This window comes from Streptomyces dysideae, from assembly GCF_001514305.1.
GTDB classification, from domain to species: Bacteria; Actinomycetota; Actinomycetes; order Streptomycetales; family Streptomycetaceae; genus Streptomyces; species Streptomyces dysideae.
In genome coordinates, this window is record NZ_KQ949089.1 from 1 (window position 1) to 22,588 (window position 22,588).

At 70.7% G+C, this 22,588-nt stretch carries 25 protein-coding genes; 15 read left to right on the plus strand and 10 right to left on the minus strand.

Annotated elements, in window-relative coordinates; all coding sequences use genetic code 11:
* Nucleotides 1-133: 133 nt before the first annotated feature.
* The gene (locus AQJ91_RS22890) at nt 134-319 is read right to left on the minus strand and encodes a DUF397 domain-containing protein (protein ID WP_199848003.1); all 186 of its coding nucleotides are present in this window, start codon (nt 317-319) and stop codon (nt 134-136) included.
* An 11-nt stretch (nt 320-330) separates the two neighbouring features.
* On the minus strand, nt 331-1,182 hold the full coding sequence (locus AQJ91_RS22895; RefSeq protein WP_067024898.1) for a helix-turn-helix domain-containing protein: 852 nt from the start codon (nt 1,180-1,182) through the stop codon (nt 331-333).
* Between the two features lie 201 nt (nt 1,183-1,383).
* Here AQJ91_RS22895 and AQJ91_RS22900 point away from each other — a divergent pair, with 201 nt between their 5' ends.
* Both AQJ91_RS22900 and AQJ91_RS22905 read left to right on the plus strand, forming a co-directional pair.
* Nucleotides 1,384-1,818 (plus strand): ATP-binding protein, encoded by a 435-nt coding sequence (locus AQJ91_RS22900; protein WP_067024901.1) that lies wholly within the window; start codon nt 1,384-1,386, stop codon nt 1,816-1,818.
* A complete protein-coding gene (locus AQJ91_RS22905) occupies nt 1,815-2,093 on the plus strand; it encodes a hypothetical protein (protein WP_159054626.1) in 279 nt (92 codons plus the stop codon). The genes AQJ91_RS22900 and AQJ91_RS22905 overlap by 4 nt, the downstream gene beginning before the upstream one ends.
* A 77-nt stretch (nt 2,094-2,170) precedes the next feature.
* On the opposite strand, the gene AQJ91_RS22910 is transcribed toward AQJ91_RS22905, so the two are convergent.
* The 3 genes from AQJ91_RS22910 to AQJ91_RS22920 form a co-directional block, all read right to left on the minus strand.
* The gene (locus AQJ91_RS22910) at nt 2,171-2,587 is read right to left on the minus strand and encodes a hypothetical protein (protein WP_067024907.1); all 417 of its coding nucleotides are present in this window, start codon (nt 2,585-2,587) and stop codon (nt 2,171-2,173) included.
* A gap of 255 nt (nt 2,588-2,842) precedes the next feature.
* Nucleotides 2,843-3,148, minus strand: a complete 306-nt coding sequence (locus AQJ91_RS55870; protein WP_234382775.1) for a hypothetical protein — start codon at nt 3,146-3,148, stop codon at nt 2,843-2,845.
* Nucleotides 3,149-3,328: 180 nt separating this feature from the next.
* Nucleotides 3,329-5,935, minus strand: coding sequence for an AMP-binding protein (locus AQJ91_RS22920; protein WP_067024910.1), 2,607 nt, complete (start codon nt 5,933-5,935; stop codon nt 3,329-3,331).
* Between the two features lie 228 nt (nt 5,936-6,163).
* On the opposite strand from AQJ91_RS22920, the gene AQJ91_RS22925 reads away from it, so the two are divergent.
* Genes AQJ91_RS22925 through AQJ91_RS22935 form a run of 3 tightly spaced genes read left to right on the plus strand, consistent with a single transcriptional unit; the run spans nt 6,164 to nt 9,917 of the window.
* A complete protein-coding gene (locus AQJ91_RS22925) occupies nt 6,164-7,219 on the plus strand; it encodes an iron ABC transporter substrate-binding protein (RefSeq protein WP_067024913.1) in 1,056 nt (351 codons plus the stop codon).
* Between the two features lie 14 nt (nt 7,220-7,233).
* Nucleotides 7,234-8,874: an ABC transporter permease gene (locus AQJ91_RS22930; RefSeq protein ID WP_079085134.1), complete on the plus strand. Its 1,641-nt coding sequence runs from the start codon at nt 7,234-7,236 to the stop codon at nt 8,872-8,874.
* The gene (locus tag AQJ91_RS22935) at nt 8,871-9,917 is read left to right on the plus strand and encodes an ABC transporter ATP-binding protein (RefSeq protein ID WP_067024916.1); all 1,047 of its coding nucleotides are present in this window, start codon (nt 8,871-8,873) and stop codon (nt 9,915-9,917) included. Before AQJ91_RS22930 ends, AQJ91_RS22935 begins: the two co-directional genes overlap by 4 nt.
* Nucleotides 9,918-9,936: 19 nt before the next feature.
* Here the strand turns inward: AQJ91_RS22935 and AQJ91_RS22940 are convergent, their stop codons facing one another.
* Nucleotides 9,937-10,332 (minus strand): nitroreductase family deazaflavin-dependent oxidoreductase, encoded by a 396-nt coding sequence (locus AQJ91_RS22940; protein ID WP_067024919.1) that lies wholly within the window; start codon nt 10,330-10,332, stop codon nt 9,937-9,939.
* A 126-nt stretch (nt 10,333-10,458) separates the two neighbouring features.
* Nucleotides 10,459-11,991, minus strand: coding sequence for a CehA/McbA family metallohydrolase (locus AQJ91_RS22945; RefSeq protein ID WP_079085154.1), 1,533 nt, complete (start codon nt 11,989-11,991; stop codon nt 10,459-10,461).
* Between the two features lie 76 nt (nt 11,992-12,067).
* Between AQJ91_RS22945 and AQJ91_RS22950 the strand changes: the two genes are divergently transcribed.
* From AQJ91_RS22950 to AQJ91_RS22960, 3 genes are all read left to right on the plus strand, one after another.
* Nucleotides 12,068-12,934: an LLM class F420-dependent oxidoreductase gene (locus AQJ91_RS22950; RefSeq protein ID WP_067024925.1), complete on the plus strand. Its 867-nt coding sequence runs from the start codon at nt 12,068-12,070 to the stop codon at nt 12,932-12,934.
* Between the two features lie 69 nt (nt 12,935-13,003).
* Complete coding sequence (locus AQJ91_RS22955; RefSeq protein WP_067024928.1) at nt 13,004-15,589, plus strand: bifunctional FO biosynthesis protein CofGH; 2,586 nt, start codon at nt 13,004-13,006, stop codon at nt 15,587-15,589.
* Nucleotides 15,590-15,668: 79 nt separating this feature from the next.
* On the plus strand, nt 15,669-16,244 hold the full coding sequence (locus AQJ91_RS22960; protein WP_067024931.1) for a L,D-transpeptidase: 576 nt from the start codon (nt 15,669-15,671) through the stop codon (nt 16,242-16,244).
* On the opposite strand, the gene AQJ91_RS22965 is transcribed toward AQJ91_RS22960, so the two are convergent.
* The gene (locus tag AQJ91_RS22965; protein ID WP_067024934.1) at nt 16,237-16,749 is read right to left on the minus strand and encodes a DUF2165 domain-containing protein; all 513 of its coding nucleotides are present in this window, start codon (nt 16,747-16,749) and stop codon (nt 16,237-16,239) included. The two genes, AQJ91_RS22960 and AQJ91_RS22965, sit on opposite strands and share 8 nt — an antisense overlap.
* 138 nt (nt 16,750-16,887) lie before the next feature.
* On the opposite strand from AQJ91_RS22965, the gene AQJ91_RS22970 reads away from it, so the two are divergent.
* The 4 genes from AQJ91_RS22970 (at nt 16,888) to AQJ91_RS54505 (ending at nt 17,995) form a co-directional block, all read left to right on the plus strand.
* A complete protein-coding gene (locus AQJ91_RS22970; RefSeq protein ID WP_234382778.1) occupies nt 16,888-17,175 on the plus strand; it encodes a hypothetical protein in 288 nt (95 codons plus the stop codon).
* Nucleotides 17,176-17,315: 140 nt separating this feature from the next.
* Nucleotides 17,316-17,588 carry a hypothetical protein gene (locus tag AQJ91_RS22975; RefSeq protein ID WP_234382780.1) on the plus strand — a complete coding sequence of 91 codons (273 nt, stop codon included), beginning with the start codon at nt 17,316-17,318 and terminating at the stop codon, nt 17,586-17,588.
* Nucleotides 17,585-17,731 (plus strand): hypothetical protein, encoded by a 147-nt coding sequence (locus AQJ91_RS54500; RefSeq protein ID WP_199848004.1) that lies wholly within the window; start codon nt 17,585-17,587, stop codon nt 17,729-17,731. Before AQJ91_RS22975 ends, AQJ91_RS54500 begins: the two co-directional genes overlap by 4 nt.
* Before the next feature lie 33 nt (nt 17,732-17,764).
* Complete coding sequence (locus AQJ91_RS54505; RefSeq protein WP_199848011.1) at nt 17,765-17,995, plus strand: PIN domain-containing protein; 231 nt, start codon at nt 17,765-17,767, stop codon at nt 17,993-17,995.
* A gap of 659 nt (nt 17,996-18,654) precedes the next feature.
* Here the strand turns inward: AQJ91_RS54505 and AQJ91_RS22985 are convergent.
* Both AQJ91_RS22985 and AQJ91_RS22990 read right to left on the minus strand, forming a co-directional pair.
* On the minus strand, nt 18,655-18,843 hold the full coding sequence (locus AQJ91_RS22985; RefSeq protein WP_067024939.1) for a DUF397 domain-containing protein: 189 nt from the start codon (nt 18,841-18,843) through the stop codon (nt 18,655-18,657).
* On the minus strand, nt 18,840-19,652 hold the full coding sequence (locus AQJ91_RS22990) for a helix-turn-helix domain-containing protein (protein ID WP_067024943.1): 813 nt from the start codon (nt 19,650-19,652) through the stop codon (nt 18,840-18,842). Before AQJ91_RS22990 ends, AQJ91_RS22985 begins: the two co-directional genes overlap by 4 nt.
* A gap of 114 nt (nt 19,653-19,766) precedes the next feature.
* Between AQJ91_RS22990 and AQJ91_RS22995 the strand changes: the two genes are divergently transcribed.
* From AQJ91_RS22995 to AQJ91_RS23005, 3 genes are all read left to right on the plus strand, one after another.
* Entirely contained in the window at nt 19,767-20,198 is a 432-nt protein-coding gene (locus AQJ91_RS22995) for an ATP-binding protein (RefSeq protein ID WP_067025344.1), read from the plus strand.
* Nucleotides 20,199-20,440: 242 nt separating this feature from the next.
* Nucleotides 20,441-21,280 (plus strand): DNA-binding protein, encoded by an 840-nt coding sequence (locus tag AQJ91_RS23000; protein ID WP_067024946.1) that lies wholly within the window; start codon nt 20,441-20,443, stop codon nt 21,278-21,280.
* 192 nt (nt 21,281-21,472) lie between these two features.
* Nucleotides 21,473-22,588 carry an ADP-ribosylglycohydrolase family protein gene (locus tag AQJ91_RS23005; protein ID WP_067024949.1) on the plus strand — a complete coding sequence of 372 codons (1,116 nt, stop codon included), beginning with the start codon at nt 21,473-21,475 and terminating at the stop codon, nt 22,586-22,588.

Below are 22,588 nucleotides of genomic sequence, written 5' to 3' on the forward strand. Positions count from 1 at the left end.
CCATGCAGCGCGTTGAGGGCCGCGTTGTCGAAGTCGCTTCGCCGCTCGTATGTGATCGGCGCGTCGTGATCGTAGGGGGTAGGGGAACCCAGAGCTCCTGAGATCGGCCTGAACGACCTTGAGGGGCGCCGGGTCAAGGCGTGTTGGGCGACTTCAGCGTGTCGAGCAGGGCGCCGAAGGCGGTGGGGCTGGTGGTGAGGACGGCTTGGGTCGGGTCGGCGCTCTCGGTGAGGTGGATGGCTTGGGAGGCGGCGGATATATGGACGCAGGCTTCGCCTTGGGCGCAGTAGGACGACTTCTGCCAGGTGATGTGGGGCATCTCGGGTTCCTTCACAGATTCTGCGTGAGGCTGTGGATGAGGTTCCGGGATTCGACAGGACTGAGGGCCGTGGCTTCCAGACGGTCCAGAAGCAGCCTGTACTGCGCCAGTTGAGCTTCGGAGTCGATGAAGACCGGGCCGTGGGACTGATCCAACTGTGCCGTGTCGAGTGCTGGGACTGAGCCTCTCACGAAGTAAACCGACTGGCCGGACCCTGGATAGGAGCCCGCGTCGAATGGAATCACGCGGACCGTCACGTGGTCGTGGTCGTTCACCTTGAGCAGGTGCTGCAGTTGGGCGCGAGTCACGTCCGGACCGCCGAACCTCATGAGGAGGGCCGCCTCATGGATCACCGCCCGGTAGGGGATCGGGTCCGTCTGGTACAGCACGGCCTGCCGCTTGATACGGAACGAGAGGCGGTGCTCGATCTCGGGCGGTGACATTTCGGGTACGGCCTGGCGGAAGATCTCACGTGCGTAGTCGACGGTTTGGAGCAGGCCGGGGACGTGCATGCTGTGTGCGGCGTGCAGATGGGTGCCGTGGTGCTCGATCTCGGCAAGGCCGAGGAGCCTGGGCGGGAGGATCTCGCGGTACTCCGCCCACCAACCCCGGCGGCGTTCTCCGGTCATCTCGACGAGTGCCTCGACCAAGGCGGGGTCCGTGCAGGAGTAGGTGCGGGCCATCACCCGCACCCGGTCCGCGCTCACGCCGAACCGGGCCACCTCGATGTTGCTCAACTGCCCAGAGCTGGTGCCCAGCAGGCTGGCCGCCTGTGTGGTGGTCATCCCGGCGCGCTCGCGTAGCTTGCGCAGCTCGGTGCCGAGCCGCGTGCGGCGGGCGGTGGGGGCAGCTCTGCCTGCCATGTCGGATTACTCCCCGAAATGAGCTGAGTTGGGGTGTCACTCACACGAGTGGAACTCTAAAGGAATCCGGTCGACCGGTGAAAACATTCCTTGCGTAACCCTATTCTGCCTGTCAGGCGCCCCGCCCGGAAGCGCACCGTGGGACGCCACGGCAGAGACACCAGGCATCCGTCCAACTCCCCTCTGTGACCGGCGACTTCCATGGCCACCGTATCCCCGTCCTGGAACTACACCCTGCACCTTCCCCGCGATCCGAGGGCCCCAGGCGTCGCCCGCACCACCCTCCGCGCAGTCCTGGCCGCCCACGACCTCACCCAACTCACCCCCACCGCCGAGCTGTTGGCCTCCGAACTCCTCACCAACGCCCACCAGCACACCACCGGCCCGTACGCCCTGCGCGTCCTCGACCTCGCCGGACGGCTGCGTGTGGGGGTGTGGGACGGTGACGTCCGGGTGCCGCCCGGCTTCAAGGGCGGCGCTCCCGACGACGTACCGGATGCCGAGGCCGAGCATGGGTGCGGCCTGCACCTGGTGCGGGGCTGCGCGGACGCGTGGGGCGTGTCGGTGCTGCGGGAGCTCGGGGCTTCCAGGGGCGGGAAGCTGCTGTGGGCGGAGTGCGGGGCGGTGGCGCCGTGAGTGGGGCGATGCCGCTGCCGGAGATCCGGACCGTGGACGACCTGCGCGGCGCGCTCAGCCGCTACGGCTTCCCGGGCGACCGGGAGCGTTTCGAGGAGGAGCTGGCGGCCGCCATAGGAGCGTCCCCGACCGACGACTTCGAAGGGGCCGCAGCCGTGGTCCGGGCCTACCGGCACCGGGTCCTGATCAGGAACTCTCCGGAGATCATGACGGCCCTCGAAGACGCACGCGCTGAGGAAGCCGAGCCGCCGTCAGGAAGGCGTTCGGTGATCTGACGTGAGACCGTCGGCTCGGCTTGCCCGAGGTGGAGCAAGCCGAGCCGAAGAAGCGCGGCCGACGAGCGCGGACGCGATCAGACGCGGCGGATCAGTTCCGGGTCGATGCGCCGCCCGACGAGCGGCAGTGTGCCGAGGGCGGACACGGCCGCCACCCCCGCTGCCGCGAGCGCGAGGACCGGGAGGCCGGCGAGGTCCCAGTAGATCTCGCTGCCGCCGGTGATCAGATAGCTGGACTCGGCGAGCTTGCCCGTCACGAGGGCCAGGACGAGGCCGACGCTCAGCGGCAGTACGACCTGGACGCACTGCACCGCCCGCATGGTGCGCGGCCGGGCGCCGATCAGGGTGATGGCGGTGGCCTGTGCGCGCCGCTCCACCGCGCGGTCGGTTGCCGAGACGACGAAGGCCGCGGTTCCGATGACAAGACCCACGATCATGCCGACGGTGAGCAGCGTTTCGAGGACGGCGATCTGCTCGAGGCCCTCGATGTTCACGCCGACCAGTTCGATCTCGGCGATCGGGGCGACGGCGGCGATGCCGTCGAGGACCTTGCGGACCTGGTCGGGGTCTGAGCTGCTGGTGAGGACGTACTGCCCGGTCTCGGGGCGCGCGTCTGCGGGGAGTTCGGACGGCGGGACGATCGCTTACCGCTGGTAGTGCTTGGTGGGCGAGCAGTTGTCGGGGTTGAACGAACCCTTGTCACGGCAGACGCGGATGTACGCGTCGTCGGTGTAGCGCTGCGCCGGCGCTCAGTTACGGTAGTTCAGGGGGACGCTCTTCTTCTGCTTGCCGTTGTAACGGCTCCAGTCGTAGCCCTCGACTCTCACCTGCATGTACACGATGTGACCGTCACCGGAGATCGTGTCCTTGAGGTTGCCCTTCCACTCGAAGGCACCGTCCGTGGTGCCCGCGGGCCACCACGTGCACTTGCCGCTGTTGAACTCGGCACCCGAGGTCGACATCTTCGGAATGGTGTGCCACGTAGCGGCGACTGCCGTGCCGGCCCCCATGGCGAAGAGGCCCACAGCCAGGGCACCCGCTGCCAGCTTGCGCATGTTTTCTCCCGTTTGTTTTCTGTTGTGAGGCTCTGGTGGTCATGTCAAAGCCGCCGTGGAATCAGCACCATGGCAAAGGGCGGGATGGGGATGATTAGTTCGATCTTGGCGCATCTGACCGGCCTGGTGGCGGGACCATCTTTGCGATGACCTTGCCTTAGCTGTGCCAGGCCATGACCTTTACAGCGCTGCGGACACCCGCCGCGTCAAACGGCTCGCAACCACGCCGTACGCCACCCCCACCACCAGCGACACCACCAGCGCCAGCACCGGCGAGTCGTCCCGCAGATACGGATAGACGTGGAAGTGCGTCAGGTAGATGTACAGCGAGCTGCCCGCCAGGACGCCAGCCAGGCGGTTGAGCGGGTCGATGCTCGGCAGGGTCGGGATCCACAGGAGCAGGATCAGGCCGCCGACGACGATCGAGGTGCGCAGGGGCTGGCCGCCGGGGAACAGGCCGGGCACGGTGGCCAGCAGAACTGCCGTCAGTAGCAGGCGCTGGGACGTCGTACGCGCCCGTGCCGCCGCCCAGCCCAGCGCGAACAGGAAGAAGACCACCGTCGGGCTCAGGTGGTAGCGGATGTGGGCGATGCCCCACGGGTCGTAGCGGCCGACCAGGCCCAGCCCCACCAGCGCCAGCGCGAAGCCGAACGGACTGCGGCGTTCCGCGCGGTCCAGCAGGGGGACGGCCAGCAGCAGCGCCAGCCCGGTCAGGAAGTAGACCAGCGCCTCGACGAACCAGTACCGCCACTCGGGATGGGAGTTGTCCTGCTCGAAGAGGCTGTTGGCGAGCACGAGGTTGGCGAGGTCGTACTCGCGGGTGAGGAGCAGCACGAAGGCCATCCACACCATGCTCGGTACGGCGATGCGCGCGATGCTGCGCCACAGCCGCCGCAGGCGCTCCCGGCGTTCGTGCGCGGAGAGGTGGAAGCGGGCGAAGTTGAAGCCGGCGACTCCGAGCAGGACATGGGCGCCGCCCTGGACGAACACGACGGGTATGTGCGAGGACACGATCAGGACGATCCCGACCGCCCGCAGGGCGATACCGGTCTCCAGCGTGCGCCGGAGTCCGCGGCCGCGGCGCGGGGGGTGTGCCGTGTCCTTGCCCTTGCCCTTGCCCTTGTCCTGGTTCGCAGCGCCTGCGCTCAGCTCCCTGATGGGCGTCGTGTGCCAGTCGGCGGGCAGTTCGCCCAGGGTCTGCTCCAGTTGCAGCGACATCTCCACGTACGAGAGTGAGTCGCCGCCCAGGCTCACGAAGCTGCTGTCCTCGGTGACATCGGCATCGGTCGGGTCGAGGATGCGGGCGTAGAGGTCGATCAGGGCGTCGGTGGTGGTGCCCCGGCGGGGCGTCGGGGCCGCCGGCTCAGAGGGAGGCTCGGAGGACTCGCAGTGCGACTCGTGCACCAGTCGGCGTACCGCCTCATAGTCCGGCTTGCCCGACGCGAGCCGGGGCAGCTCGGGCGCGATCCCTACCCGTATCGCGCGCGGCGGCAGGCCACAACCCTCCGCCACCTCACGCCGGATCCGTGCCGCGTCGGCCCCCTCCGCCGCCCCCAGCGCCAGCACCGCCAGCGCCTCGTCATCCCCCGTGCAGAAGGCCGTGACCCCCCGCTCCTCCAACAGCGCCTCCACCCGCTGTGGATCGATACGCAGCCCGAAGACCTTGGTGAACCGGCTGCTGCGACCCACGATCTCGTACAGCCCGTCGGGGGCCCGCCGGGCGATGTCCCCGGTGTGCAGCTCCGCGACGGTGCGGCCGAGGGAGAGGTCCGCGGGGCTTTCGGCGTAGCCCAGCATGACGTTCGGGCCGGAGTAGACCAGCTCGCCCGTGTCCGGTTCGTCGAGTCCTTCGAGTCCTTCCAGGGGGCGGAGGCGGAAGGAGCCGCCGGGGATCGGTACGCCTACGGCCTGTGGGCGTTCGGCGGCGAGGGCCGGGGAGAGGTACGCCATCCTGGCCGTCGCCTCGGTCTGCCCGTACATCACGAACAGGTCCCAGCCCGCGCGGCGGCCCAGCTCGGCGTACCGGGCGACCCGCTCGGGTGCCAGTCGGCCGCCGGCCTGCGTCACCACGCGTAGGTGCGGCAGCCGCATCCGGTCGAAGCCCACCCGGTCCAGCAGGTCGAAGGTGTACGGGACGCCGGCCAGGGCCGTGCCGCGGGCGGTGCGGAACAGGTCCCAGAAGGTGGTGTCGGAGACCGACAGGTCCGTGAGGATCAGGCCGGCGCCGCGCGTCAGATGGCTGTTGATGACGGACAGGCCGTAGCAGTAGTGCATCGGCAGGGTTGTGGCCGCGCGGTCGCCGTCCCGGATGTCCAGGTACGTGGCGATGGACTCGGCGTTGGACTGGAGGTTGGCGTGTGAGAGCCGCACCAGCTTGGGGGAGCCCGTCGAGCCGGACGTGGACAGCAGCAGGGCCAGGTCGGGGTGCAGGGTGTGGGTCGAGCCGGGGCGTCGCTCGTCGAGCAGCCAGGTCGTGGCATCCCCCTCGGTCTCGGTACGGGGGCGGACCACGACGTCCGGGTCGTACGCGGCGACCAGCGAGCGCAGCGTGGTGTCGTTGTCGCCGGGGACCAGGAGGAGGGGGTGGCCGGCGGCCAGGGCGGCGAGGTAGACGACGAGGGCGTCGAGCCGGTTGGCGCCGGCCAGGAGTACCAGGCGGCGGGTCGTGCCCAGGCGGGCGGCGGTCGCGGTCACGCGGGCGGCGAGGTCGCGGTAGGACAGCTCGCCGTCGGCGGTGCGTACGGCCACCCGGTCGCCGTACGCCGCGAGGTCGCGGGCGAACGGCACGGTGTGGCGGGCCGTCGTGGTGGACCGGCTGACCGGATGCGGGGCCCGTCTCCGACGGCCGCGGGGGGATGGAGACGTTCTTCTGGCGTCCGGAAGGGCGCCGGAGGGGGTTGTCACGGAGGTGCGCCCTTTCCGTGGCGGCTACGCCGGTAACACAGACATCTTGACGATAAGGTTAGCTTTACCTTATTCATAACATGCTCACAGGATCCGCAGGAAGGCACCACCATGCGACGCCCCATGGCCCGCCGTAGCACCGCGCTCGTCGCGGCCGCTCTGCTCCTCCCCGTCCTGGCCGCGTGCGGCTCCGACGACGACAGTGCCGCGTCGGATGACGGCGACGGCAACGGCAGATCCTCGTCCCTGGTCATCTACTCCGGCCGTAACGAGAAGCTCGTCAAGCCGATCCTGGACAAGCTGGAGAAGGCCGTCGGGGCGAAGGTCGACGTCCGCTACGGCGACAGCGCGGAGCTCGCCGCCCAGATCCTGGAGGAGGGCGACCGCACCAAGGCGGGGCTGTTCTTCTCCCAGGACGCCGGGGCGCTCGGGGCCCTGTCCAAGGAGGGCATGCTCGAGAAGCTGCCCCAGGGCACCCTCGACAAGGTCGACGCCGCCTACCGCGGTTCCGACGGCGACTGGACCGGCGTCTCCGGGCGCGTCCGCGTCATCGCGTACAACCCGGACAAGGTCAGCAAGGCCCCCGACAGCGTCCACGACGTGGTGAAGCCGGAGTGGAAGGACAAGGTCGGCTTCGCCCCGACCAACGCCTCCTTCCAGGCCTTCGTCACCGGCATGCGCGTCCTGGAGGGTGACGACGCCACCCGCGACTGGCTCAAGGCACTGAAGGACAACGGCGCCAAGACCTACGCCAACAACCTCGCCACGCTGGACGCCGTCGAGTCCGGGGAGGTCTCCCTCGGCCTGGTCAACCACTACTACTGGTACGAGCGGGTCGCCGAGAAGGGTGAGGACAAGGTCGGCGCCAAGCTGCACTTCCTGCCCGGCGGCGACCCCGGCGCGCTGATCAACACCGCCGGTGTCGGAGTGCTCGCGGACAGCGGGCAGAGCGCGACCGCCCGCAAGGCCGTCGACTACCTGCTCTCCAAGGAGGCCCAGACCTACTTCGCCGAGCAGACCAAGGAGTACCCGCTGGCCGCCGGCGTCACCAGCCCGGTCGAGGACCTGCCGCCGCTGGACTCCCTGGAAGCCCCCGACATCGACCTCGGCAAGCTCGAATCCCTCCAGGAGACGCTGGCCATGCTCCAGGACGTCGGACTGGTCTGAGGACCGTAAGCCGAATGACCGCACTCGATCCCGCGCCGCCGCCCCCGCCGCGCGGGTCCCACCAGGCCACGGACCCCGGGCAGCGCCCGGCCCCCGACGGCCGCCCGGCCGGGCACACCGCCCCGGCCGGGCGCCGGCGTGCCCGCGCCGGCCGCCGCGCCCCCTTGCTGCTCGTCGTCCCGGCCTGCGTCGCCGCCGCCTTCGCTCTGCTCCCGCTCGGCTACCTCGCCGTCCGCGCCCTCGAACGCGGCCCCGGCTACGCCTGGGACGTCGTCGCCGACGAACGCACCCTGCTCCTGCTCGGCCGCAGCCTCGGCCTCACCGCGGTCGTCGTGGCGGCCTGTCTGGTGCTGGGCGTCTCGCTGGCCTGGCTGACCGTGCGCACCGCCCTGCCCGGCGCCCGCGCCTGGGGCGTACTGGCCACGCTGCCGCTGGCCGTGCCCAGCTATGTCGCCGCCTTCACCTGGCTGGCCGCCGTCCCCGAGATCGCCGGGTTCACGGGGGCCGCGCTCGCGCTCACCCTCGTCAGCTTCCCCTACGTCCATCTGCCGGTGGCGGCCGCCCTGCGCGGCATCGACCCGGCCCAGGAAGAGGCCGCCCGCTCCCTCGGACACGGTCCGCTGCGCACCTTCCTCCGCGTCACCCTGCCGCAGCTGCGCCCGGCCGCCGCGGGCGGTGCGCTGCTCGTCGCGCTGTACGTGCTCTCCGACTTCGGCGCGGTCTCACTGATGCGGTACGACACCTTCACCCGGGCCATCCACACCTCGTACCGGGCGTCCTTCGACCGCACCCCGGCCGCCGCCCTCAGCGTCGTGCTGGTGGTGATGACGGTGGCGCTGGTCGCCGCCGAGGCCCGTACCCGCGGGCGCGCGGGCCACGCCAGGACGGGCGGCGGCACCGCACGCCCGGCCGTCCCGCTCCCGCTGGGCCGCTGGCGGATCCCCGCGCTGGCCTGGTGTGCGGGGGTGACGGCCGTCGCCGTGGTCTTCCCGCTCGGCTCCCTCGGCTACTGGCTGGCCGCCGGCACCTCCGCGACCTGGGACCTCGACGGCCTCGCCGGAGCCGCCTGGGCCACCCTCGGCGTCGCCGCCGCCGGAGCCGGCCTCACCACCCTGCTCGCCCTGCCCGTCGGTGTGATCGCCGCCCGCCACCGGGGCCGCGGCGCACGGCTCCTGGAACAGGCCGCCTACGCCGGACACGCGCTGCCCGGCATCACCGTCGCGCTCGCCCTCGTCTTCTTCGCGGTCCGCTACGCCTACCCGCTCTACCAGCAACTCCCCCTGCTGGTCTGCGCCTACGCCGTCCTCTTCCTGCCCGTCGCGGTCGCCGCCACCCGGGCCGCCGTACTCCAGGCGCCACCCGTACTGGAGGACGTCGCCCGCTCGCTGGGGCGGCGCCCGCTGCGGGTGCTGCGCGAGGTGACGGTGCCGCTGGCAGCCCCCGGCGTGGCGGCCGGGGCGGCACTCACCTTCGTCGTCTGCATGAAGGAACTCCCCGCCACCCTCCTGCTCCGCCCCACCGGTATGGACACCCTCGCCACCCGGCTGTGGACCGAGACCGGAGCCGGCTCCTTCGCGGCCGCCGCCCCCTACGCCGCCGCGCTCATCCTGCTCGCCGCCGTCCCCTCCTACCTCCTGGGCAGGCACCGCACATGAACGACCTCCGCATCGAGCGACTGACCAAGTCCTACGGCCCCGGGGCCCCCGTCCTCCAGGGCCTCGACCTCACGGTGCCGGGCGGCGCCCTGGCCGCCGTACTGGGCCCCTCCGGCTGCGGCAAGACCACCCTGCTGCGCATCGTCGCGGGCTTCCTGCGCGCCGACACCGGCACGGTCACGGTCGGCGGCCGCACCCTCGTCGGGCCCGGCGTCCAACTGCCCCCGGAGCGGCGCCGTGTCGGCATCGTGCCGCAGGAGGGCGCCCTCTTCCCGCACCTGAGCGTGGCCCGCAACGTCGCGTTCGGACTGACCGGCCTCGACCGGGCCGAACGGCGCCGCCGCACCGAGGAGATGCTCGAACTCGTCGGCCTCGCCGGCTACGGCGACCGCATGCCGCACGAGCTGTCCGGCGGCCAGCAGCAGCGCATCGCCCTGGCCCGGGCACTCGCCCCGCGCCCCGAACTCGTCCTGCTCGACGAGCCGTTCAACGCCCTCGACAGCGCCCTGCGCGCCGGGGTGCGGGCCGACGTACGGACCGCGCTGCGGGCGACCGGGGCCACGGCGGTGCTGGTCACCCACGACCAGCAGGAGGCCCTGTCCAGCGCCGACGTCGTGGCCGTCGTACGCGAAGGCCGGGTCGCTCAGTGCGCCACCCCGCAGGACCTCTACCGGCTCCCCGCCGACCCCTGGATCGCCGGCTTCGTCGGCGACGCCGTCCTGCTCCCCGGCACCGTCGGCAACGGCGGCGCCACGGCCACCACACCCCTCGGCCCCGTCACCCTCGCCGCCCCGCCCGGCGGACGGCGCACCGGCACGGTGGTGATACGCCCCGAGCAGCTGCGGCTCGCCGACACGGACACGGCGGACGCGGTACGGGGCACGGTGACCGATGTCTGCTTCTACGGCCACGACGCCATGGTCAGCGTCGCCGTGGACGGGATGGACGCGCCGGTGGACGTCCGGGTCGCGGGCCCGTTGCCCATCGGCCCGGGGGAGGAGACCGGCGTACGCGTGACCGGCGAGGCGACGCTGCACGCGTGAGGGTGGGGGGCGGGCCGCCTCACTCCACCAGATCCACCCGTATGGTGAGCAGATCCGTCCCCAACGCCCGCACCGCCAGGCTGTTGGCCCGGGGCAGACTCCGCAGCCGCGCCACCGGATCGTCGTCCGGCATCAGATGAGCCGTCCCCGTGTGCCACCGCCCCCGGATCCGCACCCGCACCCGCGGATCGGCCTTGATGTTGCGCACGTACTGCGACCGCTCCCCGAACTCCGAGACCAGCCAGAAGGAATCCCCGACCCGACGCCCGCCCACCGGCGTCTGCCGGGCCTGCCCGGAGACCCGGCCCGTGGTCTCCAGGACCGTCTGGAGGGGGAGACGACGGAGGAGCGGATTACCGACGCGCCGCTGGAATGTGGTGGCGGCACGGAACCTGAGGTCGGTGAGGCGGGACATCGGCGGTGGCGCTCCTTGTCATGACGTTCGGTGAGAGGTCTCAGCAATGCTCTTCGAGCTGTAGCACGTAACGCGAGCACGCCACACGGGAACTGCACGACCAGCCCCCACCGCCCCGCAGACGAATCACCGCCCCCCAGATCCCTCAGCCGGCCGCCCGAGAAACACCGGATTGGTGAACGCCGCCATGACTCCCGGCAAAGGCCCAGCGGCAGCGTCATGCCGCAACTCCGCCCGCACATACGCCGCATACGAGGCCGACGTACGCCACTCCACCACCCCCACCCCCGACACCGGCAACGGCGCACTGCTGAACAGCACCCCCTGATCGGTCACGAAGCGCACCACACACCGCGGCGCCCCCGCCGCCTCCAGCCGGACCGTCACCGGCGTATCGCGATCCGTCTCCAACCGCTCCCCGATACCCGCCCGTTCACCCGGACCCCCCGTCACCGTGAACCCCAGCGTGATCTTCGCGGACTCGGCGACATACGACCGCCCGGCCCGGATCCCCTCCAGAACGGCCTCCCGCCTCAGGCCGTCGGCGAGGACGACGGTCTGCGGGCGCCCGACGACGTCCGGGGCGCGATGGGCGTCGCTGTTCCCCATGGCCGGAATCCACTCACGCCCCGACTGCCCTGTCTGCCCCGCCCGCACCGACGCGACGAGCATGCTGTCCCAGTCGGCCAGCGTCATCTCGTCGTCGGGCGTGTAGGGCCCGTTCCACACCTCGACCGCGTCCGCTTCGCCGAACCCGAACTTCCAGTTGCAGCCGACGCAGGTGGCGTGCGGGTGGGCCGGTACGACCAGGCCGCCCGCCCGCCGGATCTGCCGGGCGAACCGGCCGAAGCGGTTGTCGCGGGCCCGGTACCGCCAGTCCACGAACGTCCCCGGCTCGGTGCCGAGTGCCACCACGTGCCCGTTCCGCGTCGTGACCTCCTCGCCCAGCATGATCAGCAGGTCGTCACCCGCCACGTCCGCCCAGTGCGCGTGCGCCGACGACGTGTTGTGCTCGGAGCTGTTGATGAAGTCCAGGCCGGCCGCCCGCGCCAGCGCCGCGATCCCGGCGGGCGTACGGCGGCCGTCCGAGTACCAGGAGTGGATGTGGCAGTCACCCCGGTACCAGTCCCGCCCCCGCCCCTTCGCCCGCTCCGGCGGATACACGGGGGGCACGACGGGCGCCGGTTCGCCGTAGGTCAGCGCGATCGTGATCTCGTACGCCAGGCCCTGCGGCGCCACCGTGTACGGCCCGAGCGCGATGTGCCACGTGCCCTCCCGCACCGGCCCGGGGAGGTACCCCGGCGTCGCGTCGTCCGCGCGGAGGAAGAACTCCGTGCGGGCCCCTCCCGACCAGCCCCGGAAGCCCGTCCCGCCGAGCTCGGTGCCCCGCTCGTCGAAGATGCCGACGTCCAGGGCGTTGCCCGGGGTGCCCGCCGGGACGGACGGCTTCTCGTAGGTGTACGAGACGCGCAACTCCCTTACACCGCTGGGGACTTCTACGGGCACGTACACGAAGTCGGGCGAGCCGGCGGGCAGCGTCCCGCGCACCGTCCTCGTCTCCTGGTCGTCCCGGCCCTCGGCGGCCGACGCGAAGCTCACGCTTCCCAACGTAGGCGCGACGGCGGCACCCGTCACGAGCAGAACGCGCCCGATGCCGATGCCGACTGGTCGGTATGGACAGGAGAGGCGCGGCCGGGTACAAGAAGAGGACCCGCCGCGTACCGAGAGGCACTCCATGCGTATCGCCGTCACGATCTTCCTCACCGACGAGACGATCACCCCGACCCGACTCGCCCGTGAGCTGGAGCAGCGCGGTTTCGCCGGGCTGTACCTCCCGGAGCACACCCACATCCCCGTCGAGCGGACCACCCCGTACCCGGCCGGCGGCGACCTGCCGCCCGAGTACGGCCGTACCCTCGACCCCTTCGTCGCCCTCGGCCAGGCCGCGGCCGTCACCGACCGCCTCGGCCTCGGCACCGGCATCACGCTGGTCGCCCAGCACGACCCGATCGACCTCGCCAAGCAGATCGCGACCGTGGACCACCTGTCCGGCGGACGGTTCACCCTCGGGCTGGGCTTCGGCTGGAACGTGGAGGAGGCCGCCGACCACGGCGTGCAGTGGCGTACCCGGCGCGAGCTCGTCCGCGACCGGATGGCCCTCATGCGCGCCCTCTGGGCCGACGAACCCACCGCCTACGACGGGGAGTTCGGCAGCGTGCGCGCCAGCTCCGCCCACCCCAAGCCCGTACAGAAGCCGCGCGGCCCGGTCGTCGGCCCCCGCACGCTCATCGGCGGAGCGGCTGGACCCAAGCTGTTCTCCCACATCTGCGAGTACGCCGACGGCTGGCTCCCGATCGGCGGGCGGGGACTCGGCGAGACCCTGCCGCTCCTCCGCGCCGCCTGGGTCGACGCGGGCCGCGACCCGGGCGCCCTCCAGGTCGTCCCGTACGCCGTCCACCCGACCCCGGGCAAGCTCGCGCACTACGCGGAGCTCGGCATCGAGGAGGTCGTCGTCCAGCTGCCGCCGGCGGGGGAGGCCGAGGTGCTGAGCGCCCTGGACGGATACGCGGCGTTTCTCCCCAACTCCGATGACACCGTGTAACGCCCGCCGCCCGGGGGCGATCCGAGCGGTGCCTGTCTGCTCTGATCACCCCGCTCGTATGCTCGAAGGATGACGACCTCCGCGACCTCCGGAACCGGCCCGACCGAGAACTCCATGCGTCGCGCCCTCAAACGCGCCAGGGACGGCGTCACCCTCGACGCCGGCGAGGCGGCCGTCCTTCTCCAGGCCCGCGGTGAGGCCCTCGACGACCTCACCGCGTCCGCCGCCCGGGTGCGCGACGCGGGCCTCGAGGCGGCGGGCCGTCCCGGCGTCATCACGTACTCCAAGAGCGTCTTCATCCCCCTCACCCGGCTGTGCCGGGACAAGTGCCACTACTGCACCTTCGTCACCGTCCCCGGCAAGCTGCGCCGGGCCGGCCACGGGATGTTCATGTCCCCCGACGAGGTCCTCGACATCGCCCGCAAGGGCGCCGCCCTCGGCTGCAAGGAAGCCCTGATCACCCTCGGCGACAAGCCCGAGGACCGCTGGCCGGAGGCGCGCGAGTGGCTCGACGCGCACGGCTACGACGACACCATCGCCTACGTCCGCGCCATCTCCATCCGCATCCTGGAGGAGACGGGGCTGCTGCCGCACCTCAACCCGGGGGTCATGTCCTGGACGGACTTCCAGCGCCTGAAGCCGGTCGCGCCGAGCATGGGCATGATGCTGGAGACGACGGCTGAGCGGCTGTGGTCGGAGCCGGGCGGCCCGCACCACGGCTCCCCGGACAAGGAACCGGCGGTGCGGCTGCGGGTGTTGGAGGACGCGGGGCGCTCGTCCGTCCCCTTCACCAGCGGTCTGCTGATCGGCATCGGCGAGACCTTCGAGGAGCGCGCCGAGTCCCTCTTCGCGCTGCGCCGGGTGTCCCGCTCGTACCACGGCATCCAGGAACTGATCATCCAGAACTTCCGCGCCAAGCCGGACACCGCGATGCGCGGCATGCCGGATGCGGAACTCGACGAGCTGGTCGCCACGGTGGCGGTGGCCCGCCACATCATGGGCCCGAGCGCCTGCCTCCAGGCCCCTCCCAACCTGGTCGACTCCGAGTACGAGCGCCTGATCGGCGCCGGTATCGACGACTGGGGCGGAGTGTCCCCGCTCACCATCGACCACGTGAACCCGGAACGCCCCTGGCCGCAGATCGAGGAGCTCACCGACAGGTCCGCCGCGGCCGGCTTCGAACTGCGGGAACGTCTCTGCGTGTACCCGGAGTTCGTACGGCGGGGCGAGCCCTGGCTGGACCCGCGGCTGCTGCCGCACGTACGGGCACTCGCCGACCCGGAGACGGGCCTGGCCCGCCCGGACGCGGTGGTCGAGGGCCACCCGTGGCAGGAGCCGGAGGAGGTGTTCGTCCCGTCCGGCCGTACGGATCTGCACGCGTCGATCGACACCGAGGGCCGTACGTCCGACCGCCGCGACGACTTCGACGAGGTGTACGGCGACTGGGGCGCCCTGCGCGAGGCAGCCGCCCCCGGCATGGTGCCGGAGCGCATCGACACGGACGTACGAGAGGCACTGCGGACCGCGGCCGACGACCCGACCCGGCTGACCGACGCCGAGGCGCTGGCCCTGCTGCACGCGGACGGCCCGGCGCTGGACGCCCTGACCCGGATCGCGGACGACGTCCGCAAGTCGGCGGTCGGCGACGACGTGACATACATCGTCACGCGGAACATCAACTTCACCAACGTCTGCTACACGGGCTGCCGCTTCTGCGCCTTCGCACAGCGCCGCACGGACGCCGACGCGTACACGCTCTCCCTGGACCAGGTCGCCGACCGGGCCCAACAGGCCTGGGACGTGGGCGCGGTGGAGGTCTGCATGCAGGGCGGCATCCATCCGGACCTGCCGGGGACGGCGTACTTCGACATCGCGCGCGCGGTGAAGTCCCGCGTCCCCGGCATGCACGTCCACGCGTTCTCGCCCATGGAGGTCGTGAACGGCGCGACCAGGACGGGTCTTTCGATCCGCGAGTGGCTCACGGCGGCGAAGGAGGCCGGGCTGGACTCCATCCCCGGCACGGCCGCCGAGATCCTCGACGACGAGGTCCGCTGGGTGCTGACCAAGGGCAAGCTGCCGACGGCGACCTGGATCGAGGTCGTCACGACGGCACACGAGCTGGGCATCCGGTCGAGCTCGACGATGATGTACGGCCACGTGGACCAGCCGCGCCACTGGCTGGGCCACCTGCGCACGCTCGCCGGCATCCAGCAACGCACCGGCGGCTTCACCGAGTTCGTCACGCTCCCCTTCATCCACACGAACGCGCCGGTGTACTTGGCGGGCATTTCGAGGCCGGGTCCGACGATGCGGGACAACCGCGCGGTGACGGCGATGGCGAGGTTGCTGCTGCACCCGCACATCCCCAACATCCAGACCAGCTGGGTGAAGCTCGGCACCGAGGGCGCGGCGGAGATGCTGCGCTCGGGCGCCAACGACCTCGGCGGCACGCTGATGGAGGAGACGATCTCGAGGATGGCGGGCTCGTCGTACGGCTCGTACAAGTCGGTCAGGGACCTGATCGCGGTGGCGGACGCGGCGGGCCGCCCGGCGAAGCCGCGCATGACGCTGTACGGCGAGGTGCCGGAGGAACGGCAGCGCGCGGCGTCCGCCTCGGACGGGCACCTGCCGGAGCTGCTGCCGGTGCTGGACTGAGGGCAGGGCTGGAGGCGGCTCGCAGTACGATGATCGGACCCCTGCTGGAGGGGTCCTGTCACTGAGGAGATGCGTGCCCGTGCCTGCCCGTCGGGTTCCCTCGTGGGCCTGGGTGACCGGCCTGACAGTGGGAGCGGTAGCGGTGGTCGCCTTCCTGACCGTGAAGGCGGACCAGGGCCCGCACCCCACCGCCACCACGGAGAGCCGCCCGAGCGCGTCGGCGACGCCGGGTACGAAGCCGTCCCCGGCGCCGGAGAAGACCGAGTCCACCGTGGTCCCGGACGACTCCGGCACCGGCCGCCGGATCGTCTACTCCGTCGGCGAGAAGCGGGTGTGGCTGGTGGACGCGAGTGACACACCGCGCCGCACCTTCGCCGTCTGGCCGGGCACGGTGAGCCCCGACCCCGGCACCTACACGGTCTCGACCCGCACCCGCGGTGCCATCACCGGCTCCGACGGGGTGCGGATCGAGCGCATCGTGTACTTCGCCGCGAAGTCCGGCGTCAACGTCGCCTTCTCCAACGCGGTGGACGGCTCCTCGCCTCCGCCGGCCGCGTCCGGCACCCAGACCGGCGGGGTGCGCATGCGCACGGCGGACGGGGCGGCCCTGTGGACGTTCGGTGAGGCGGGGACGACGGTAGTGGTGCTCAGCTAGCGGAGTCGGCCCTCTTGCCGCCGGTCGACTGGACGACGAGCAGCACGACCCCGCTGAGCAGGAACACCCGCAGGGCGGCGTCGAGCCCGTTCCAGGTGTCGGACTGCCACATGGCGAACCACTCCCCGCCGATCGCGATGAACCCGGCACCGAAGAGCAGCATGAGCATGAGCAGCCCGTACGTGGAGACACTCCGCGCCCGGCCGTGATCCCGCCGGATCCACAGCCAGGTCCCGTAGAGAAGCACGAGCGCGGCGAGCGTCTCCCAGCCGATGATCGCGATGTAGGCGGCGTCCTGCAGCCCCTCACTGGTGATGGCCCGCCACATCAGGTCGTCGTCCTTGAACGTGGTGTCCATGGCGAGGACATGTCTGACGAACTGCTGATTGGTCCCGAAGTCGGTGATGTTCCCGAAGGCCACGAGGGCGGTGTAGAGGGCGACGGTGCCGGTCAGGAGGGCGGCGGCAAGCGTTAAGGCGCGTGGGTTTGTGGACATGACAGCCATCTTCCCTGTGAAAGGGGATGCGGCTGGGCACTTTTGAGCCAGAACAGGTGCCGGTGGAGCAACGTCATCGCCACGCTTCGGGCTCACGGCGCGGTCACAGAGGTGGTCGACTCCACTACCCGGCTCTTCGTTGCGTTGATGAAGAGCGACCCGAAGGCTGTGACCATGCTGACGGGTGTGTTCCCCGAGGCGTTTCCGTGGGTGCGCTTCCTGCCGGAGGATGCGGTGAGGGAGTTCCTGGTGGAGTTCATGGACACTGCCAGGGCAGCCACCGATCTCGGCACGCTCGGACCGCTGGTCCCGTTGATCGCGGCCTGGAAGCCGACGGCAGAGATCTACGCCGACAAGGAGCTGTACGCCACCCTGATGAAGCCTGAGGGTGGCGACTACGGCCCTGTCGAGCCGCCGGAGGTTCCCGGCGAATGAGTCCGAAGAAGGGGGACCCGCTGGCGCCACCGGACCCCCGACCCAAGGTCCCCCCCAACCCCGCGAGCAAACGAGGCGGGCCCGGAATTGGAGGTCAAAGCGCCAGGGCAGTCAGAGCCAGACCGTGCCAGACTTGCCCCATGACGGCAGCACGCGACTTTGAAGATCTGCGGTACGCACTGGAGCACTTCAGTCCGCAGCAGGCGCGGCGACTGCGGCTGATCATCAGCCAGGACGAGGAGCTCGCCGAAGCCCTCCCCGACCGAGAGGCGGCGGGGGACGAGGAGGGCGATCTCCTCCCCGAGAGCTTCCTCGCGCTGTGTGGCAGCATCGAAGCGCCGACTGACTACGCCGAGAACCACGACGAGTACATCCGCGAGCGTACAGAGCGCAAGCGGAGTGCCGCCGAGTGATCACTACGGTCCTCGACACCGGTCCGCTGGTGGCGTTCTTCAACGTCATGGACAAGCACCACGCGCAGTGTGCCGCGTTCTTCTCCCAGCTCCGGGGCCGCAAGCTCCTGCCCGCGACGGTCTTGGCCGAAGTGAGCTGGTAGCTGGGGCACTGGCCGCACATCGAAGCCGTCTTCATTGAGCACGTAGCCAAAGGCTTCTTCGAGCTCGTCAACCTCACCCCGGACGACTTGTTGCGGGTCAGTGAGCTGATCACTCGGTACGCAGACTTCCCGCTCGGCGCGGTCGACGCATCGGTGATCGCCGTCGCGGAACGCTACGAGGTGGACCGGATCGCCACTCTCGACCGCCGCCACTTCACAGTCGTCAAGCCCGAGCACATCCCCACGCTCACCCTGCTGCCGTAGAACCCGGCTGACGGCAACGCTGACGGCAACACCCGCGAATTCCAGCGGACAAGCACGAACATTGATTTGCCGTCAACTCGCAGGCTGACCAGCGTAATTGCAGGTGACGGACCCCGGCGTCCACACGTACTGAGAATGTGGGGTGATATTGGGGACCATCTAGCGGTGCTGCGGCTTCGCATCCTTGCCTGTGCTTGACGTCGGCTCTGCCGGCCTCTGTCACCGCGTGGAGTAGATCGAACAGGTCTCTGGCTCGGACGCCCCCATGGTCCAGCAAGATCGGGTCTTCGAATTTGAGCGGTGCGCCCCTGTTGGTCGGCGTCCGCCCCCAGGGCCCTCGTAAGCCGGGGATGTGACACTCCCGCGGAAACTGTCACATCCTCGCGGCTTACCAGTCGGCGCCCGGCGTCCGCGCACCGCTCAACTTCGAAGACCCGCAAGATCGCGGTGCCCAGCATCCACGGCCGCGACCGAATGCGCTCGGCCCTCACAAGGGCACCCCGCGCTCTGGGCCTCTTCAGGCAGGGGTCCTCGTCCTTCGGTGGATCGTCGACGGGCGCGGCTGTCTCAAGTCGCCCGCGATATCGAGGTCTCCGTCCCCACGGTCTACCGTTATCCGCATGAGGGGCTCTACGAGTTAGAGATCTGCACGCCCTGAGTCAACGTCCCGCAGAGAACCCCACGAACTGACCCCACGCGCCTCCCGCGAAGGCGAGCCGCGCGCCGTCCCTGTCCTTGGAATCCCGTACGTGGACGGTGGCGTTGACCGTGGCTATCGCGACTTCGACGCAGTCGGAGTCGTCGTTGCCGCTGTAGCTGCTCTTGAACCAGTCCAGCGCGGAGGTCATGTCTCTTCTCCCAGTACTTTCTCGATGAAGGCCCGCGACTCCCGGGGCGAGAGCGCCTGCGCCCGGATCATTCCATAGCGCATTTCCAGGATCTGGACCTCCCGGGGGTCACTGATCACTCTCTCGTGCAGCTGGCTTGCTGAGTGCCCAAGTGCCTTGCCGTCCCGGAGCTTCAGCACGCGGAACGGCCCCATCAGGCCTGCGTGGTCCTCCCGGTCCGTTGGCATCACCTGGATCTCGACGTGCCGCAACTCGCTGATCTCCAGCAGGTGTTCGAGCTGCCGTCGCAGCACCATTCTGCCCCCGATGGGCCGCCGCAGCGTCGTCTCCTCCTGGACGAAGGTCACCAGTGTCCGGGGCACGCGGTCGAAGACGGCCTTCCGCGCCATGCGCGCTGCGACGTACCGGTCGATTTCCTCCTCCGTGTAAGCGGGCCGCCGCATCGCGTACAACGCCTGTGCGTACTCCGGCGTCTGCAGCAGCCCATGGATCTGGAGACTGGCGTAGGCGCCCAGTTCGACGGCCTCCTCCTCCAGCTTGGTCAGATCCCGCACCTTCTTCGGATACCGAGCCTCCTCCACGTCCTTCTTCATCGCGGCGATCTTCCCGCCCGCGCCGAGCACCTCATCGGCCTTGTCCAGGAAGTCCGGCTTGGGAATCCTGCGGCCCCGCTCCACCGACGAGACCATCTCCTCGCCGTACCCGATCGCGGCTCCGAACTCCGCCTGCCGCATCCCGGCGTCCTCCCGCCACGCCTTGATCTGACGGCCGACCGTTCTGACTACGGCCGCAGCCTCCTCGTCCTCCACCAGCCCACTCCTCCCGCGTACGAGCCGTACGACCCCGGACCGTACCCGGACAGTCGCGCTCCGTACCGACGCCAGCGCTGTTCAGGGTAGGCAGAAGTGACCACGCTGAGTGACGTGAACCAGGAAACCACTCAAGCCGCCACCGCAGTACGGCACTTCACCTTGCTGTTGTCCGCAACCCGCAGGGGCGCCCGACTCGCCCGGCTGCTCACGGAACGTCAACTCGCGGACTGGGGCGAGCCGTCCGATGTCGCCCAGCAGGTCGTGGCCGAACTCGCGGCGAACGCCGTCCTCCACGGCCGCGTACCGGGCCGGGACTTCAGGCTTTCGCTGAGGCTCGACGCGGCCCACACCCTCCGCGTCGAGGTGACCGACGCCAGGGGCGACCGGATGCCGCGCATCAAGGACTCGGCTCCGGAGTGCGCGGAATCGGGGCGAGGGCTGCGCCTCGTGGCGGCGTACGCCGACCGTTGGGGCGTGGACGAGGCGCCGGCCAACTGCAAGACGGTATGGGCTGAGTTGGCACCGGATCGCACGGACCAGTGACTCGGCCGCGCCCGACGCCAAAGACAAAGAACCGGGGAAAGAACCAAACCCACCCCACCCAGCCCGTCACGCACCGAACCCCTGTTCACTCGGTCGGGTGATCGCGTCCAATTCGGCTGGCGCGTCGGTGGATTGATCGGGCAGCGTCGGCTCCGACAGACAACCGCACACAGCAAACGGCCCCCGCCGGGACTGGCATCCCGAACGAGGGCCTCATCACCCAGGAAGACAGGACCTTCCCGATGACTGAGCAGCACTTTAGCGCGCACACGCGCTCCCGTTCCGGCCGTTCCTCCCTCGGAGTTGCCCACGTGGACCAACGCCACAACGAAGAGTTCACCGTGGTCGGAAACCATCTGGCCCAGCATCCCGATCTCTCGCTCACGGCCATCGGTCTGGCCGCGCACATCCAGTCGCTCCCGACCGGAACCCCCGTCGGCATCAAGGTCCTCGCGGCCAAGTTCCCCGAGGGCGAGACGCGGATCGCCGCCCTGCGCGAGCTGGAGAAGCACGGCTATCTGTCCCGCACCAAGGAGCGCCTGCCGTCGGGGCAGATCGTGACGCGCACGATCTCCTACAACAAGCCCCGGACGCGGAGGGGCCCCGCAGCCCCCGCGCCCCGCCGCGAACCGGCCCCGGACCCCAAGGAGCCGGAACAACCGGCGCACACAGCGCCCAATGCCGCGCTGCCCGTCCCGGACGCACCCGACCTGCCCGCCCACCGCACCGCCCGCAACGTACTGGCAGGTCTCCGCACCCTCGACCCCCGCCTCCACCTCGCCGAGCGCGACGTACGCCGCCTCGCGCCCGCCGTGGCCGCCTGGCTGGAACGGGGCGTCGCCCCCGAGGCCGTACAGCGAACGCTCGCGGCGGATCTCCCGTCGGAAGGCGTACGTCACCCGGCGGGCTTCCTGGCCCACCGCCTCACCGCCCTCCTCCCGCCACCCTTCGAGCCCTTCGGCCCCGACCCGGAGGCCGCCCGCCCCGACCCCCTCCAGAACTGCGACGGCTGCGACCGAGCCTTCCGGTCACCGCGCTCAGGCCGCTGCCGAGACTGCCGTACGGCCCGGTCGGCGGCGTAGAAGGCCCGGAAGTGATCCCCAAGACAAGCACCGCGCAGCGACGGCGATGTCGCTTTCGACGGGCGATAACTGACCACTCACGACCACATCGGTCACACCACGCATACCGTTCCGCACCCTGAGTCGACCATTCCCTGTCGATTACAGTGCTGGGCAGTCGTGCGTACGGGCGGTGCCGATGGGGAGGTCTTGGTGGGTGCGACAGCCGGGGCCGTCTGGGGCCGTGTCGAGCAGCAGGACTTTCGGAGCCGGGTGCGGGGGACGTTGCTCGGGGCCGCCGTGGGGGACGCCCTGGGGGCGCCCGTCGACGGGCTCGGGCTGGAGGAGATCCGGGAGCAGTACGGGGCCGAGGGGCTCGTCGATCTCGGGTTCGGGTACGGGCGGCGCGGTGCCGTCACGCATCTCACCCAGCTCACCCTCTTCTCCGTCGACGGGCTGATACGGGCCCAGGTGCGCCGGGACACGGGCGCCTGGCATCCGCCCACCGATCTGCATCGGGCGTATCTGCGCTGGGCCGCCACCCAGCGGGACTGGGGGCCCGACGAGCGGCGGAAGGATGACGGGTGGCTCGCCCGCGAGGAGTGGCTGTACGCCCGGCGTGACCCCGCCCGCTCCCTCCTCCTCGGCTTCGGCGACGAGACCATGGGGACGCTCGACTCACCCAAGAACCCGGCCGAGCTGGGCCCCGAGGCGACGGCCCGTTCCGCGCCCTTCGGGCTGCTCGTGGGGTGGGAGCCGCAGCTCGTCGTGCAGCTGGCTGTCGAATGCGCGGCGCAGACTCACGGGCATCCGATCGCCTATCTGTCGGCGGGGGCGTACGCCGTCATCGTGCACGGGCTCGCCCGCGGCGAGAGCCTCGACGCGGCCGTGCAGCACGCGCTCGCCCTGCTCGCCGCCCGGCCGGGGCATCAGCCCGTGTCGGACGCCCTGCAGCACGCGCTGGGGGCCGTACGGCAGGGCATGCCCACCCCGGCACGGGTCGAGGAGCTCGCCGCGGACGGGTCGGCGGACGGGTTGCTCGCGGCCGCCGTGTACTGCGCCCTGGTGGGGGAGGACGTCCGGCATGGGCTCTGCCTCGCCGTCAACCACGACGGCCCCTCCGCCGCGGCCGGCGCCCTGACCGGCGGTCTGCTCGGTGCCCTGCACGGCGAGACCGCCCTCCCGCCGGCCTGGCTGACCGAGCTCGAAGGCCGCCCCACGATGCTCGAACTCTCCGACGACTTCGCCATGGAGATGACCCAGGGCCCGGCGCTGCACGGACCCGCCGGGTCGGCGCCGGGGTGGCTGGCCCGGTATCCGCGGGGCTGA